The organism is Hymenobacter lucidus, from assembly GCF_020447265.1.
Taxonomy (GTDB): domain Bacteria; phylum Bacteroidota; class Bacteroidia; order Cytophagales; family Hymenobacteraceae; genus Hymenobacter; species Hymenobacter lucidus.
Map to the genome: position 1 here is coordinate 491,282 of NZ_JAJADR010000001.1, position 15,528 is coordinate 506,809.

General features: G+C 59.6%; 11 protein-coding genes. 3 read left to right on the forward strand and 8 right to left on the reverse strand.

The window, feature by feature from the left end:
* Positions 1 to 9: 9 nt before the first annotated feature.
* From LGH74_RS02105 to LGH74_RS02115, 3 genes are all read right to left on the reverse strand, one after another.
* On the reverse strand, positions 10 to 711 hold the full coding sequence (locus LGH74_RS02105; protein ID WP_226171184.1) for a methyltransferase domain-containing protein: 702 nt from the start codon (positions 709 to 711) through the stop codon (positions 10 to 12).
* Positions 712 to 722: 11 nt separating this feature from the next.
* On the reverse strand, positions 723 to 1,835 hold the full coding sequence (locus LGH74_RS02110) for a type III polyketide synthase (protein WP_226171187.1): 1,113 nt from the start codon (positions 1,833 to 1,835) through the stop codon (positions 723 to 725).
* A gap of 72 nt (positions 1,836 to 1,907) precedes the next feature.
* Entirely contained in the window at positions 1,908 to 3,023 is a 1,116-nt protein-coding gene (locus tag LGH74_RS02115) for an NAD(P)/FAD-dependent oxidoreductase (RefSeq protein WP_226171189.1), read from the reverse strand.
* 175 nt (positions 3,024 to 3,198) lie between these two features.
* Here LGH74_RS02115 and LGH74_RS02120 point away from each other — a divergent pair, with 175 nt between their 5' ends.
* Positions 3,199 to 3,573 carry a T9SS type A sorting domain-containing protein gene (locus LGH74_RS02120; RefSeq protein WP_226171192.1) on the forward strand — a complete coding sequence of 125 codons (375 nt, stop codon included), beginning with the start codon at positions 3,199 to 3,201 and terminating at the stop codon, positions 3,571 to 3,573.
* A 128-nt stretch (positions 3,574 to 3,701) separates the two neighbouring features.
* Here the strand turns inward: LGH74_RS02120 and LGH74_RS24800 are convergent, their stop codons facing one another.
* The 5 genes from LGH74_RS24800 to LGH74_RS02135 form a co-directional block, all read right to left on the reverse strand.
* Positions 3,702 to 3,824 carry a hypothetical protein gene (locus LGH74_RS24800; protein WP_262904522.1) on the reverse strand — a complete coding sequence of 41 codons (123 nt, stop codon included), beginning with the start codon at positions 3,822 to 3,824 and terminating at the stop codon, positions 3,702 to 3,704.
* A gap of 20 nt (positions 3,825 to 3,844) precedes the next feature.
* A complete protein-coding gene (locus LGH74_RS24805) occupies positions 3,845 to 3,970 on the reverse strand; it encodes a hypothetical protein (protein ID WP_262904523.1) in 126 nt (41 codons plus the stop codon).
* A 125-nt stretch (positions 3,971 to 4,095) separates the two neighbouring features.
* Positions 4,096 to 5,163, reverse strand: coding sequence for a flavin-containing monooxygenase (locus tag LGH74_RS02125; RefSeq protein ID WP_226171195.1), 1,068 nt, complete (start codon positions 5,161 to 5,163; stop codon positions 4,096 to 4,098).
* Between the two features lie 49 nt (positions 5,164 to 5,212).
* Positions 5,213 to 8,773, reverse strand: a complete 3,561-nt coding sequence (locus tag LGH74_RS02130) for a PAS domain-containing hybrid sensor histidine kinase/response regulator (RefSeq protein ID WP_226171199.1) — start codon at positions 8,771 to 8,773, stop codon at positions 5,213 to 5,215.
* 23 nt (positions 8,774 to 8,796) lie between these two features.
* Positions 8,797 to 10,167, reverse strand: a complete 1,371-nt coding sequence (locus tag LGH74_RS02135; RefSeq protein ID WP_226171202.1) for a sigma-54-dependent transcriptional regulator — start codon at positions 10,165 to 10,167, stop codon at positions 8,797 to 8,799.
* Positions 10,168 to 10,505: 338 nt separating this feature from the next.
* On the opposite strand from LGH74_RS02135, the gene LGH74_RS02140 reads away from it, so the two are divergent.
* On the forward strand, positions 10,506 to 12,452 hold the full coding sequence (locus LGH74_RS02140) for a T9SS type A sorting domain-containing protein (RefSeq protein ID WP_226171206.1): 1,947 nt from the start codon (positions 10,506 to 10,508) through the stop codon (positions 12,450 to 12,452).
* A 457-nt stretch (positions 12,453 to 12,909) separates the two neighbouring features.
* Positions 12,910 to 15,051, forward strand: a complete 2,142-nt coding sequence (locus tag LGH74_RS02145; RefSeq protein ID WP_226171209.1) for a T9SS type A sorting domain-containing protein — start codon at positions 12,910 to 12,912, stop codon at positions 15,049 to 15,051.
* The last annotated feature ends 477 nt before the right edge of the window (positions 15,052 to 15,528 follow it).

The window sequence follows — 15,528 nt, forward strand, 5'->3', positions numbered from 1 at the left end:
CGTTTTATTCTAGAAAATAACCTGCCAGCGGAAGGCCCAGCACCAGCGCAACGAGTACTTTTCGATGCCCGCCGCCCGCAGAATAGCCTGCCACTCGCAGCGCGTGAAGGCCCGGGCCACCGACAGCGGCGCGTCGTGCTGCACCAGGTGGGAGCCGCCTAGCAGCCGTGTGAGCCACTTGATGCTGTAGTAGGCCAGCGGCTGCCGGTGCAAATCGTTGATGATGACACCCACGCGGGCCTGCTCCTTCAGCTGGCGCAGCAGTAGGGCCAGGGCTTCGCTGGAGAAATGGTGGCAAAACAGGCTGCAGGTGATAATATCGAAGTGCTGCTGCCGAAATTCCGGGGAGAAGATATCCTGCTGCGCGAAGCTGATTTCCGGAAAACCGGCGGCTTTTGCGGCGGCGTAGTCAATCATAAATGCGTTGGCATCGACCCCCACCAGCTCGGCTGGTATACCTTTTTTGCGGGTCCAGCGGGCAATGTGGCGCAGGGTGTCGCCGCCGCCGCTGCCCAGGTCGGCCAGGCGCAGGGTGCGGCCCTCAGGGAAGCGGGGCCGCAGCCGCTGTAGCCCATCGAGCACCACCTGATAGCCGCCCAGCCAGGTGTTGATGGTTTCCAGCTCGTCGAGGTTTTGGCGGAGCGCGTCGGAGGCCAAGGTCAGGTCGTCCATCAGCTCTTCCTCAGTGGCGCGGCGGCTCAAATCAGGCATGGCCCCGGTGGTTAGGCAAGATGAACCTGCAAGAGCATAGCCTCCAGCGTGAGGCCCGGCCCGAAGGCAAAGCTGAGCACCGGCGCCCCGGCTTCGGCCGGGGTGAGGCTAGCCAGCAATTCGCGCAGCACAAACAGCACCGTGGCCGACGACATGTTGCCGTAGTCGCGCAGTACCTGGTAGGCAAAGCGGTTGTCGTGCTTGCTCATACCCAGCTCCTGCTCAATGGTTTCCAGGATTTTGCGGCCGCCGGGGTGAATGGCAAAGGCGTGAATATCCTGGAGCTTGACGGGCAGCTTGCGCAACAGCCCTTCGGTAAGCTGCCGGATGCCTTTCTGGATCATGCGGGGCACGTAGGACGACAGCGTCATTTCAAAGCCGAAGTCGTTGATGTGCCACGCCATATCGGCGCGGCCATCGGGCTCCAGCTCACAATGAAACGCCTCCAGGCTAAGGCTGTAGCCGCTTTGGGTCGGCTGAGCCTGCACCAGGGCCGCCGCCGAGCCGTCGCCAAACAGGGCGTTGGATACCAGATGATCTTCTTCCTTGTTCTTCTGAAAGTGAATGGTACACAGCTCCGTACACACCAGCAGCACCTTGGCCTTAGGGTCGGCCAAGCAAAAGGCCTGGGCCAGCTTCAGGGCATTGAACGCCGCGTAGCAGCCCATGAAATTGACGCAGGTACGCCGGATGCTGGAGCTGAGGCCCAGCTTTTCCACCAGCTCAATATCTAGTCCCGGCGCGTACATGCCGGTGCAGCTCACGGTAATCAGGTGGGTAATATCGGCCAGCTGCACCTCCGGGAGCTGTTGCAGGCAGTTCTGCACCGCCTCCACCGAAAGCGGCAGCGCGTATTGGCGGTAAGCCCCCATACGCTGACCCACGGTAGGGAAAGGCTCCAGGTCGGGCGTGTTCGGGAAGAAGTCGAAATCACCATTGGCCCGGCCGTAGTCAGCCAGTACCGAGTGGCGCTGGGCAATGCCGGTTACCCGGTAGAGGGCGCGCAGCTTGCGGGTATCGTCGGCGTCGAGCTGCAGGCCCTCAGCCATGAAGGTGGCAATTTGCGGCTGCGGAATACGATGGGGCGGGGTAGCAGTGCCGATGGCACAGAGGTAGCTCGTCATTGAGGGCAGTATACGGAATTGCCGTTGGTTTGGCGTAGGCAGGCAACAAACAAATCGGCGCGTAGTTCAGCTTTAAAAGGCGCTGCCGTGGGTGCGGCGCATTAGGGCCCGTACGCCGGCCGGCCAGTGCCGCATGCCGCCGACCACTGCCTCACTCAGCAGAGGCCGGCCAAACAAGCGCTGCACCGCCCGCCCCACCCACAGGCGCGGTCCGAAGTGCTGTTGCCAGTCTTGGGCGTAGGCGGCCTCCAGAGCCGGACGGGAATAATGGCCCCGCAGGTATCGGTCGATGTGAAACGCGGCCCGCTCGGCCCCGTGAATGGCCATGGCCATGCCGTTGCCGCAGAGCGGCGTAATGAGGCCCGCCGCGTCGCCGCACATCAGCACGTGGCTTTCCACCGGAGTTTTGGGCGCGAAGGATATTTCATTGATAACCTCGGGCTGGTCGTAGAGAAACTCCGCGTCGCGCAGCACGGCCCGCAGAAACGGATTTTGGGCCAGTACATGCTCCTGCATGGCCCCAATGGTGCCGTGGGCCTTCAGATTCTGGCGGGTGGTGAGGTAGCAAAAGCAGTACTTGTCGTCCTCAATGGCCGAGAGCCCCGCGTAGCCGTCGGCGAAATTGTGGAGTGCAATGGTGTCGCGGGGGAAGTCGAGGCGCAGGTGGTATTTCACACCTAAGTAAGGCGAGCGTTGCTGAAAAAACGTGCGCTGCAGTTGCCGGTCCAGGTTAGCGCGCTTGCCGTAGGCGCCCAGCACCACGCGGGCCGCCAGTTGCCGCCCATCGGCTAGGGCTACGTGGTGCTGGTCGGTGGCGGCATCGAATTCCACGTTGGTTACCGTGGCCAGCTGATGGAAGACCACGCCCCGGGCTTCGGCCAGCTGAAACAGGAAATAATCCAGTGCGTAGCGACTTACGCCAAAGCCCCCAAGGTCGAGCGGGGCGGTGAGGGTGCGGCCGGCCGGCGAGCTGAGCAGGAAGCGCGAAATAACGGCAGGCTGCAACGGGGCGGGGTCGGCACCGAGGCGGCGCAGGTAAGGCAGCACTTCGTTGGATACGTACTCGCCACACACTTTATGGAAGGGGTAGCGCTTGCGCTCCACCACGGCTACCGCGTAGCCGCGCTGGCGTAAATCGAGGGCGGCCGTGAGGCCGCCTAAACCGCCGCCGATAATGAGAACGTCCAACTTAATTTGGGTGCTAACAGAGTGGAAAACAGAGAAAAGGCAAATCTTTTATCAACGCGTAGTTATATTTCATAACTCTAATGAATATTCCGTATTATCTTTGCGAACATAATTGAGTGCCGGCCGTTAATCTATTCATTATTTGGCTTGCGCTTGTCCCACCCTACAGTACGCTATGATGCAACGCTTACGCTTCTTTTGTCTACTCCTGGTACTCGGCTTCGGTTTCGTTCGTAGCTCGGTGCCTACCGCCCTGGCTCAGCCTGCCGGCCGGACTTCCTCTGCCGCTCCGGTGCGCGGTGATGAAAAATCATTTCTGGTATACCCCAACCCCAGCAACGGAATCGTCCACATTGCCATCAATGGCTTTGAGGGTCGCCGCCTGGAATTGCGCATTCTCAACGTCATCGGTACCGTTATTTACCGCGAGGCTATTACGGAGCTGAACGGTCCTAAAACTCTGGATTTGAGCAAATTCGCCAGCGGCCTGTACTACGTAAAGCTGGAAGGTGAAAACGCCAGCGAAATGCGCAAGCTGGTTATTCGCTAAGCTTCTGCTTGTTTATAGCAAAGAAAAAGCAGCCCGAATACGGCTGCTTTTTTCGTTTCTAGGAGCTGGAAGCGAATGTGCAGAACAGTCATATCGACCAGCGGGCGACACTTCCTGTGTCATGGTAATCAACGGCATTGCAACATCAGCACGCGAGATTCCTCGGCAAGCTTGGAATGACGTTCCTTTTCCAACAACGCAAGCCCAAATCCTCCAATGAAAAAGGCCTCCCGATAGGAGGCCTTTTTCATTTAGCCGGAAAACCAGCTGCTTATCGGTCGTTGCGGGCCCGCACGCGGACTGGAACGGGCTTGAGCAGTTCTTTCAGATTGTCGAAAGCATTCAGGGCCAGAAGTGCGGTGGCTACCGCCAGCCCGCTGAAAATGAGCAAAGACATAAAAAGAGTATTAAGGTCAAAACGAATTACAACCCGCAACGGCAATCGGCAACTTCTATTGTTGATGACCTGCAAGTGGTTACTTCTATGCTAACCAGAAAAGCGGCCGTTGAGTTTCGACATAATTATGTCCTTTTCAGCAGCTGCTCTACCACGTAGCGGGCATCGGCGCCTACGCCGCCCATCAAAGCCGAGCTGCGCGTATTCAGCCACGGCAGCCCCAAAAACGCCAGACCCGGTGCGGCCGTAATGCCCCGGTAGTGCTCGGGATGACCGTTGTCGTTGAATATCGGGACCTCAATCCACCCAAAATCGGGCCCGTAGCCGGTGGCCCACACCACGGCCTCCAGGGGCGGAGTAACAGCACTGACGCCCCGCAGCCGGGTGCCGGCTTCCACACCCAGAGCCCGGTCGATAAAATGTACGTTGGGCCGCTGGCGCACCCGGGCCAGGTCGGCACTGACTACCGACTCGGGGTTGGTGGCCATATACTGGCCCAAGCGGGTGTGACGCGGTATTTTCAGCAGGCCCGTCGACTTGAGAAAAAGCCACATGGCGGTGTGGTTGGGCAGGGCCGGGGTTTTCTCCCCGAAAGCCAAATACACCGGCCGGCCGGTAGCAGCCAGGTCGGCGGCAATCTGCAGGGCCGAGTTGCCGCTGCCCACCACGGCCACCGGCCCTTGGCCTGTCAGCTGAACGGCACGGCGGTAATCGTTGCTGTGCAGCTGCACTACCGGAGCGGTTAACTCGGTGGCAAAGCTTGGGCGGCGGGGCGCATTGAAAGCCCCCGTGCACACGATAACGCAACGCGTCTGGTAGCGCCGCCCCGTTGCCGTGCTCACCTGGTAGCCAGGCTGGCCGGCGGCCGGCGCTACTCGCGTTACGCGCTGCCCCAACTGCACCGGAAATCCGAAGTGGGCCACGTACTGGCGCAAGTAGTCAGCGGCTTCGTCTTTGGTAGGGTAGCGCCTCTTGCTGCCGGGCCACGGAAAGCCGGGCAGGCTGCTGGCCCAGGCCGGCGAAAAAAGCCGCAGACTGTCGTAGCGCGTGGCCCACACGTCTCCCACGGCGGTACGCTCATCCAGCACGACGAATTGCTGGTGGTGGCGCTGCAAATAATAGGCGGCCGCCAATCCGGCTTGTCCGGCCCCAATTACCACGGCGTCGAGAGTAGGAACGGGAGAATCGGGCATAATAAGGAGGAATTTTCGGAGGGCGAGGGCCGGCAAAGATACAGTGGGCTTAGCCGGGAAACTCCTGCCGCAGCCGGGCAATAACCTGCTCCGTAACGGTGCGCACCTGCTCCACCAGCGCCCTTATTTCCGGCAATTCGGGGCCGGGGTGCTGGGTCACGGTTTCGAGGCGGCGCACGGCCTGGGTTAGCTGCTCAATCCGGAGGCCGCCGAAAGAGCTTTTCAGGTGGTGGGCTGTGGCACTCAGGGCCGGCCAGTTCTGCTGCTCCAGCGCCTGCTCCAGCTCGTCGATAATGGGCGGCGTGGTCTGGATGAATACCTGCACCAGCCGGCCCACAAATTCCTCATTGCCATGGGTCAGGCCCCGGATTCCGCTCAGACTATATAAAGCAGCTTCCTCGGCGACTACGGGCGCGGCCGGCAGGGGGCGGGCGGGTGGAGTTGGCGGCAGTACACGGGCTAGCATTCGAAACAAATCTTCCTCCCGAAACGGCTTCGAAACGTATCCATCGAGGCCCGCTGCCCGGTACCGCTCAGCCTCGCCGCGCAGGGCGTGGGCCGTGAGGGCAATAATGGGCGTAGCAGCGCGCTGGGGGTCGGGGTGCTCCCGTAGCAGGCGGGTAGTGGCAATTCCATCGAGGCCGGGCATCTGAATATCCATCAGTACGGCGTCGTAGGTTTGCTTTTGAAACAGCAGCAGCGCTTCCCGGCCGTTGCCGGCAATATCGACCTGGCAGCCCCAGCCGCGCAACTGCGCTTCCACTAGAAACTGGTTTACGGCGTTGTCTTCGGCCAGCAAAATCCGGCGCGGGCCCAGGCTGCGGTAGTCGGGCTGAGCGGCCGGTGGCGCTGGCGCCGACAGGGTGAGGGCCTCGGCCCGCTCGAAGGGCAGCGTGCAGCGAAACGTGCTGCCCTCGTGCAGCCGGCTTTCGACCGTGATGCTGCCACCAAGCAGCTCAACCAAGCCACGCGAAATGCTCAGTCCCAGCCCCGAGCCACCGTATTCGCGGGCCGTGCTGGCCGTAGCCTGGGTAAACGACTCAAAGACCTGCTCCAGCTGGTGGGCCGGAATGCCGATGCCGGTATCGAGTACGGCAAACTGAAATACGGGTGGCTCTTCGGGCTGACTAAGGCGCCGGCAGGTGAGCAGCACATGGCCCTGGTCGGTGAACTTTACTGCGTTGCTGAGCAGATTCAGCAGGATTTGCCGCAGCCGGTACGGGTCGCCGATAACTAGGGTGGAAACGTCGGCGGGCGGCAGCTCCAGTTCCAAGGCAATGTGTTTTTCGGCTGCCTTGGGCAGCAGCAGCTGGCGGCAGGCCACCAGCACTTCGCGCAGGTCGAAGGCTGTGGTTTCGAGCCGGATTTTACCCGCGCCCAACTGAGCCATGGCCAGAATGTCGTTGATAATAACCAGCAGTTGCTCGGCCGAATGACGAATATGGTCCAGGTACTGGCTTTGCCGGTCGTTGAGGGGAGTTTTGTGCAGCAGTTCGGCCAAGCCCAGAATCCCGTTCATGGGCGTGCGGATTTCGTGGCTCATGTTGGCCAGAAATTCCTGCTTGACCTGGGCATTTTCCTCGGCGGCTTCCTTGGCTAGGCGCAGCGCGTGCTGGGTTTCCTTCAGGGCCGTAATATTGCTGTCGACGCCCAGCACCCGGATGGTGCCATCGGCCAGCAGGAAAGGCCGCTTGATGCTGTAAAACCACACTACTTCCCCATTGGGCCGGGTGAAGGTTTCTTCCAGCACCCGTTCCTGCCGGGCCGCAATTACCTGCCGGTCGGCACGCAGGTAACGAGCCGCATCGGCCGGGGAAATGGGCAGGCGGGCCATGTTGGTCAGCATTATTTCCTCCACGGTGCGCCCATACAGGTCGGCCGTAGCCTGGTTGGCCAGCAAATAGTTGCCGTCCCCGTCTTTGAGGTAAACTAGGTGTGGGGTGGTGTCGATAACCTGGCGAAACAGGTGGTTTTGCTCCACCAGACTGCGGTTGGCCGCCCGCCTCTGCTCTTCCGCTGCTTTCCAGTGGGTGAGGTCCTCGGCCGCGCCCACCACCTGGCGCACGGCGCCGTTGGCATCCCGCTCGAAGGGCGTATTGTTTAGGCGCAGCCACCGCGTGCTGCCGTCCCGATGCTGCATGTACAGCTCTACGGAGCGGATTTCGCCGTCGGCACACCGTTCCAGCTGGTCGATATGGTCTTGCAGTACCATTTGCTGATCGGGGGCCGCCAGTTGTAGCAGTAGGCTGTGCCCCATCGACTGCAGCTCGGCCTCGGTGTAGCCCAGCACCGTTTCGCTGTATTGGTTGCAGTACACGTTGTGGCCCTGCTGAATGTCGAAAATGTAAATCATGTTCGGCACTGTGCTGGCCACTCGCTCAATAAATAGCTGACTATGAAGGAGCTTGGCCTCGGTGCAGCGGCGGGCCGTGATGTCTTCGGCGCTGGACACCATTTGCCGCACGCGGCCGTCGGGGTAGCGTAAAAAGGGCGTGCTGTTGATTTTCATCCAGCGCCAGCTGCCGTCCCGGTGCCGCACTTGGTACTCCGACTCGCGCGTCTGCCCGTCGGCCGTCTGGGCCAGCTCGGGGGCGTGCTGCTGCAAAAGGCGCAGGTCGGTGGGCTGCAGCAAGGTGGGTAGCAGCCTCGGGCCCAAAGCCACCATTTCCACGTCGGTGTAGCCCAGCAGCGGCAGGCTCTGCGAATTGCAGTACAGCAGCCGGTTTTCTTCCAGGTCCATTACAAACACCAGATTGGGAATCGTGTCGGTAATGCGGCGGGCCAGCAGCTGGCTGTGCTGCAGCTGCTGCTCGGCCTGGTGGCGGGCCGTAATATCGGTCAGATACACATTCACGGCTTCTTCCTGGGGCAGGGGCGCAATGGTCCACAGGTAGCGGGTGTTGGCTAGGCTGTGCTCGTATACGCGGGGTTGGCGGGCGGCTAGGGCGGCCCGTATTTCCTGGCGCAAAAATCCGCAGCAGCCGGCCTCCAGCGGACTTTCCAGAGCCGCCAGCACCGACTGGGCAGCCGAGTTGGCATACCGCGCCTGGCCCTCATGAGTGAAGCAGATGATGGGATTCGGACACTCCTCCGCCAGCCTCGAAAGCTCCTGAATATGCTGTTGGGCGCGTTGCTGGTAGGTTACATCCTCGTAGCTCCACAGGTGCAGCACCGTTTCGCCCTGCTGCTGTACCGGCAGATAATCGACCTGCAGAATAATTCCGTTGGCCAGTTCCTGCAGCATTCCTTTCACCTGCGTTTTGCCCTCCACGGCCGCCGTCATCTGGGCGTTGGTCCAGGCCAGGTTCACGAACTGGTGCCGGGCCTGAGCCAGTACCTGCTGCCCCGGCTGCCCGAGGTAGGTCTGGGGCGCGTCGGGCAGGTCCAGCATCTGGCACAGGCGATGGTTGAGAGTCACCACTCCGTGCTGATTTTCGATCAGCAGCCCCGTACTAATAGTTTGCAGCAGGGCGGCGGTTTGCTTGGCCGTGGCGGCTTTCTGTTGTTCTACCAGGGTGCGTAGCGCCTGCAGCTCCACGTGGGCCGCCGCGTGCTGACGCTGCGCCTGCTGCAGTCGTCGTCGTAGCTGCCGGTAAGCCAATGAAGTCATAGCGCGTCGTCCTACGGTTCAGATTAAGGAAGCAGAATCTGCTTGTTCTGAAGCATACGATAAATAGTAGACTTCCCGATTTGCAGCTTTGCTGCGACTTCCACAATATTTCCGTTGTAGGTGTTTAAGTAGCGCTGCACGATGGCCGCCGTTTGGCCCCGCAGCGACTCATCGTCACCGGGGACTATCAGCGGCGCGGTGCCGGGCCGCTCGCCCCGCAGCGAAAGGTCCTGGGGTTGGATAATGTCGCTTTCGGCCAGCACGGCGGCCAGCTCCACCACAGCTTTCAACTCCCGCACGTTGCCGGGAAAATGGTACTGCAACAGCAAATTCTGGGCGGCGTGTGAGAGAGTGCACGCCGCCATACTGTTCTGCCGGCAGAAATCCTCCAGAAAGGAATTGGCCAGCAGCAGAATGTCGTGGCCCCGGTCGCGCAGGGGCGGCAGCACGATGGGCAGCCCCAGCAGCCGGTAGTAGAGGTCTTCGCGAAACCGCCCTTCCTTCACTTCCTGGTTCAGGTCGCGGTGGGTGGCTACCATTAGGCGGGCGTCGAAGGCAATAGGGGCATTGCTGCCCACGCGCACCACTTCCCGCTCCTGTAGCACGCGCAGCAGCTTAGCTTGCAGGCTCAAGTCGAGCTCCGAAATCTCATCCAGAAACAGTGTGCCTTTATTAGCTTCCTCAAACCGGCCAACGCGGCGGCTGATGGCCCCGGTGAAGGCCCCTTTTTCGTGACCAAACAACTCACTTTCCAGCAGTTCACTCGGAATAGCAGCCACGTTGACGGCCACAAAAGGCCCGCTGCTGCGGTCTGAGCGAAAGTGAATAGCTTTGGCTACCAACTCCTTGCCCGTGCCGGTTTCGCCGCTTATCGACACCGATATGTTGGCGCGGCCGGCTTTGTCGATGAGGGCGAACAGCTGCTTGATCTGCTGACTTTCGCCCAGAATGGCGCGCTGCGGGTCATATTTTTTGCCGATTTGCTCACGCAGCCGCTCGTTTTCACGGCGCAGCAGCAGTTGCTTGCGCAGGTTGCCCACCGAGTTCCAAAGGCGGTCCAGGGTTTCCTCGTCTTTCACCAGGTAGTCGTAGGCGCCCTGGTGGAGCAGCCCGATGGCCGTGCGCACATCTTCCTGGCCCGAAATAACAATAACGGCCACTTCCGGCAGCCGCTCCTTGATGAGCTTCAACGCTTGGTCGCCCTGCCCATCGGGCAGCGAGTAGTCGAGAGTAATCAGGTCGGGCTTGTCGCCCAGGTTGTCAAGGCAGGCCTGCACGGTGGTGAAGCGCCTGATATGGTGGTCAGGATTTTGGGCCAGGCGATATTCCAAAAGCTCGCCGTACCAGGCGTTGTCCTCAACGATAAAAATATGGACTAAAGTAGAAGCGGGCATAGGCAGATTATACTAAGTAGAAAGGAGTTGAGTAAGCGCAACTGTACCATAATGAGAAAAGGCAGCTAGCGCGGAAATATTCAATTCTTTTCGAACGGGCTGGGCAAGTGACGTACAAAAAAAGGCTCTAAAACGCGAGTATAGGCCTAAAAACGGGCTTTCCCAAAAATTCTCAAAATGGGAAGTACAATCTATTAATGGGAAGATATTATTCGGTGTTAATATTGGTAATTATTTGACTTCTAATGAATTGTGCAATTGGTCATTGGTTGGCAAAAGCCTTGCAAAAAGACTGGTATCGGGCCTGTTGGTAAGGCCCCTTTACTTTTCTCTTTTTCATGGTACACTCTTTACGCTTCCCATTTCGTACTCTTGGTGCCTGCCTGGGGCTGCTGCTGGCTGGTCAGGCAGCGTCGGCTCAGAACGGTCCTTCCTATTACTCTGCTTTCGATGAGCCGGTTGTGTCGCGCGACTACCAGGTGGGTGCTACCGATACCGGTTTGTGCCTGGGCTGCGTGGTAGCCAACCCCGACCGTGCCGCCGATGCTAACCTGAACAACTACGCCATCCTGCAAAACACGCTAGGCGTGGCCGGTGGCGGCGTCTCACTCACCCTGCGCCTCAATGGGGCCGGGCTCAACAACTACCGCGCGGGCGTAGTAGTCAGCACGGGCAGCTTGCTGAATGCCACCGTGCTATCCACCATTACGCTACGCACCTCGCTGAATGGAATTCCGCAGCAGGAAGTACAGGGCACCGATGCGCTGGTCAGCACCCGCCTGCTGTCGGATAGCCGCTACGGCATCGAGTTCGTGGCTACCAAAGCTTTTGATAAGGTGGAAATAGTAGTGGGCGGCGTCCTCAACGCAATTAATACTGTGCGGGTGCTGTACGCCTACGGCGTGCCCGCTGCAGCCCAGCTCGACCGGGCCGTGGGGTACTTGTCGCGCAGCGCGCAGCCAGCTAGCGGCGACTACGTGGTAACGTCCGGCAGCAATGGGCCCATTGCCTTGTGCCTGGGCAGCGGGGTGCAGAACCCGGAAAATACGGTGGATACCGACTTGGAGAATTACGCCACGCTGAATACGGTGGCCGGCGTAAACGGCTGCTCGACGGCCCTGAAGGTGAAGCTCGACGGCACGGCCCTGGCCGGGTATCAGGCGGGCTTTGTGGTGGGCAACGGCAGCCTGCTTGACCTGAACGTGCTGGATGGTATTCAGCTGACTACCTACCTCAATGGCGCGGTGCAGGAAAGCCGGCAGGGTGCCGATTTGCTACAACTCACGCTGCTGGCCGACAACCGCTACTACGTAAGTTTCCGCTCGACCCAGTCGTTTAACCAGGTGGAGCTCAAGCTCGGGGCTTTGGCCAGTGTGCTGAATACGGTGCGCGCCTACTATGGCTTCGGGATTGAGGCGGCGGCTTTCCGCGACGTGACGCCGGTTTTGTCCAACTTCGCCGCGCCTCAGCGGGGCACCGAATACCAGGAATCAGCCAGCGGCCTGCTGTGCCTGGGCTGCGGCTCAAGTAACACCGCCAAAGCCGCCGACAACGTGTTTGCGCCCGGCAACTATGCGTCCGTGCGGTTTCCGGTGTTGGCCCTAGGCTCCTATAAGCTCAAGCTGCGCCTGAACGGCGCGGGCAAAGCCGGCAACCGCGCCGGGGTAGTACTGCGTACCAGCACGGACTTGCTCAGAACGACCCTGCTTCAGAACATTCGCCTTACTACCTACGCCGGCAGCACAGGCAGCCAGCTGGTGGAAACGGCCTCGGGCAGCAGCCTGCTGGATCTGGGCCTCATCAGTGACAACCGCCGGGAAATAGCCTTTCTCACCAAGCAGGACTTCGACTGGGTGGAAGTAGAAATAACGGGCGGCGTTGGCTTATTCTCCGATGCTCGCATCTACTACGCGTTTGCCGAAGACCCCAATCCTTCGTTCCCGGCAGTTGTAGGCCCGCCCATCACTGATGGCGGCGGCGAGTCGGAAGCCCGTACTTCCCGCACTGGCAGCAATGGGTTGAGTGCCTCGGGCGTAGGTCTGGAAGTATATCCAAACCCAGCGGGCGGCAACCAAAAGGTAGAAGTCAATCTGCCTGTATTGCCTGCGGCTGGCTCGGCCATCAAGATTTACAGCATCCTGGGGCAGCAGCTACAGAGCGTAGCACTCACAGGTCGCACGGCTATTCTGCCCCTCACCGGTCTGGGCGCTGGCCTCTACAGCATTGTGTTGGTAGATGCCAAAGGCAGCCGGGTTGCCAGTCAGCGTCTCGTTGTAACCCAATAGAGGAGTATGAACCCCAGAAAAGGCCGCGTCACAATCAGTGGCGCGGCCTTTTCTTTTACAGCCATATAGTCATCATTTTTTAGCAAGTGTGCTTGGCGCAGCTGAGTTAAAGCTTTCTGTGTTTCAAAATGGGAAATGCTGGCTGTAGACTCGTCATGCCATACTGAAAGAGGCAGCGAGAATGAATTGCAAGGGTGGTGGCCATAAAAACCAGCTACGGAACTGAGAACCAGAAGGCTTGGCTTTCTTTAAATAGGAAGACCATTCTAAGAATGAGAGAATATTAATTTGGCTTAATTAAATCAAGTAATTGATAATCAAGATCATGACGGTACAAGCCGAGCTTGGCCATAAGCTTGCCAGTGCGTGAGGTATCAGCCCATCTGTGCGGCTGCTTACTACGCACCTAATGAACAGGCTATTACACTTCCGACTACTAAGCCTTTGCCTGGCAGGAATGCTGCAAGGGCCCGTAGCGCTGGCTCAAACCGAGTCGGCCTACTATTCCTCGTTTGCAGAGCCCGCCACGCCGGCCGACTACCGCACTAGTTCCACCGGCTCGAGTATCTGCGTGGGCTGTGGGGTGGTGAACCCCGAGCGGGCCGCCGACGCCGACCTGGACAACTACGCTACCATTCAGAACACGCTGGGCGTGCTGGGCGGCGGGGTGAATTTGGCGCTGCGCCTTTCCGGCACCGCCCCGGCCACCTACCGCGCTGGGGTGGTGCTCAGCAGCGGCAATGCCCTCAACGCCGGCACGCTGGCCACCCTCACGCTGCGTACCTACCTAAACGGAAGCCAGCAGCAGGAAGTGCGGGCCAATGATGCCCTGGTAAGCAGTACATTGCTCTCAGATAGCCGCACCCGCCTCGAATTTGTGAGTGCCAAGCCTTTCGACCGGGTTGAAATAGCCGTGGGCGGTTTGCTCAATGCCGTCAATACCGTGCGGGTGCTGTATGCCTACGGCGTGGCCACCAACACTCAGTTTACCACGGCGCTGGGCTACCTCTCGCGCGGGGCCGAGCCCAGCAGCAACGACTATAAGGTAACGACTGGCAGCGGGCCGGTAGCAGTTTGCGTTGGTACCGGCGTGGCCAACCCCACCAACGCTGTGGATGGCGGCCTGAACAACTACGCCACCCTAACCACGGTGGCGGGCGTGGGCTGCTCAGCCGCGTTGCAGGTAAAGCTCGAAGGGCAGGCCCCGGCTGGCTATCAGGCAGGATTCGTGGTGGGCAATGGCGGGGTGCTGGATCTGAATGCCCTGAATTCGCTCCAGGTAACGACCTACCTGAATGGCGTGGCGCAGGAAACGCGCATCGGTGCCGAGCTGCTGGAGCTGACGCTGCTGCCCGATAACCGCTACCAGGTCAGCTTCAAGTCGGGGCTGCCCTTCGACCGGGTCGAAATCAAGCAAAGCGCCCTGGTTAGTGCCCTCAATACGCTGCAGGTATATTACGGCTTCGGCATCGAGCCCCGCGCTTTCGAAGATGATACCCCGGTTTTGTCGGACTTCACTACGCCCCAGCGCGGTACCGAGTACCAGGAAGCCGCCAATGGGCTGGCCTGCGTGGGCTGCAGCGCCACCAACCAGGCCAAGGCCGCCGATAACGTCTTTGCCGAGTCAGATTACGCCGAGGTGCGCTTTCCAGCCTTGGCCGTGGGTACTTATAAGCTCAAGCTGCGGCTGAACGGTACCGGCCAAGCCGGCAACCGGGCCGGCATTGTGCTGCGCACCAACAACACCCTGCTCAGCACTACGCTGCTGCAGAATATCCGCATCAATACCTACGGTGGTACCAACGGCAGCCGCTTGCTCGAAAGCTCCAGTGCCGCCAGTCTGCTCGACCTGGGCCTGGTGGGCGACAACCGCCACGAGGTTGGCTTCCTGACCACCCAGGATTTTGAGTGGGTGGAAGTGGAAATAACCGGCGGGGTGGGCCTGTTCTCCGCTGCCCAGATCTACTACGCCTTTGCCGACGACCCCAACCCCGATTTCCCGGCCGAAGTAGCGCCGCCAGCCAACCCGTTGCCCGTGGAGCTGCGCGCTTTCCAGGGCCGCATGGCCGATAATGGTGTGGAGCTAACCTGGCAAACAGCCTCGGAACGGCAAAACAAGCAGTTCATAATCGAGCGGTCGGCAGGAGCCGATGCGGCTTTCCTGGCCATCGGGCAGGTAGCTGGAGCTGGCAACAGCAGCACCGGCGCGGCCTACCGTTTCCGCGACGAAGCCGCTGGCCGCCAGGGCAAGGCCGTGCTTTACTACCGCCTGCGTCAGGTAGATATAGATGGTAAAGAGCAACTCTCGCCGGTAGTGGTCATTACCTGGAAAAACCAGGCGGCTACGATTATGCAGCTTTATCCAAACCCGGCCGCTGAAACGCAGACGGTGCGGGTGCAGTTGGAAGCGGTGCCCACGCAAGGCTCGGTAGTAGAAGTGTATGGCAACCTGGGCAACAAGCTCTGGAGCGCCCCAGCTACCGACCAATCCTTGACGCTTTCGACGGCGGGCCTGAGCAAGGGACTCTACCACGTGGTGCTGCTGGATGCCGCTGGCCGGCGTGTTGCCAGCCAACGGTTGCTCGTGCTGGGCCGGTAAGGAGCCATTGAGTGGTGAGATGTCCGATGTGCAGAATCGGTAGAATATACTATTGTAAAAAGCCCCGCTACCAATAGTAGCGGGGCTTTTTTCGTTCGACGGTTCTGGAAAAAGTATAGTTCTGTCTTTGTAACGGCATTGGCCGCTAAAGTCGGCTGACAGCCTGAAGTAGTTCGATGCAGCTGTTTGTAAACAGGATATATTCAGGATAGAGTATGTGCAAAATTATGGTATTGGTCAATAAAGAGTGTGAGCGTATATCCTGCATTAAGATGCTTGTTGGGGCTTTATGTTGAAATTTATGCAATAAAAAGGTTGGTAAGGTAACAGACTCTCAGAACTGGACTTGTCGCAGAGAATATAAATGGTAATATTTCGGTAACATATTTACCTTTTAGTCCCGGCATCTTTGCGCCCGGATTCCGCTCCCGCTGCTCTCTTGTTTTCCTCTCTTTTTTCACCAAACCAAAACCTCTT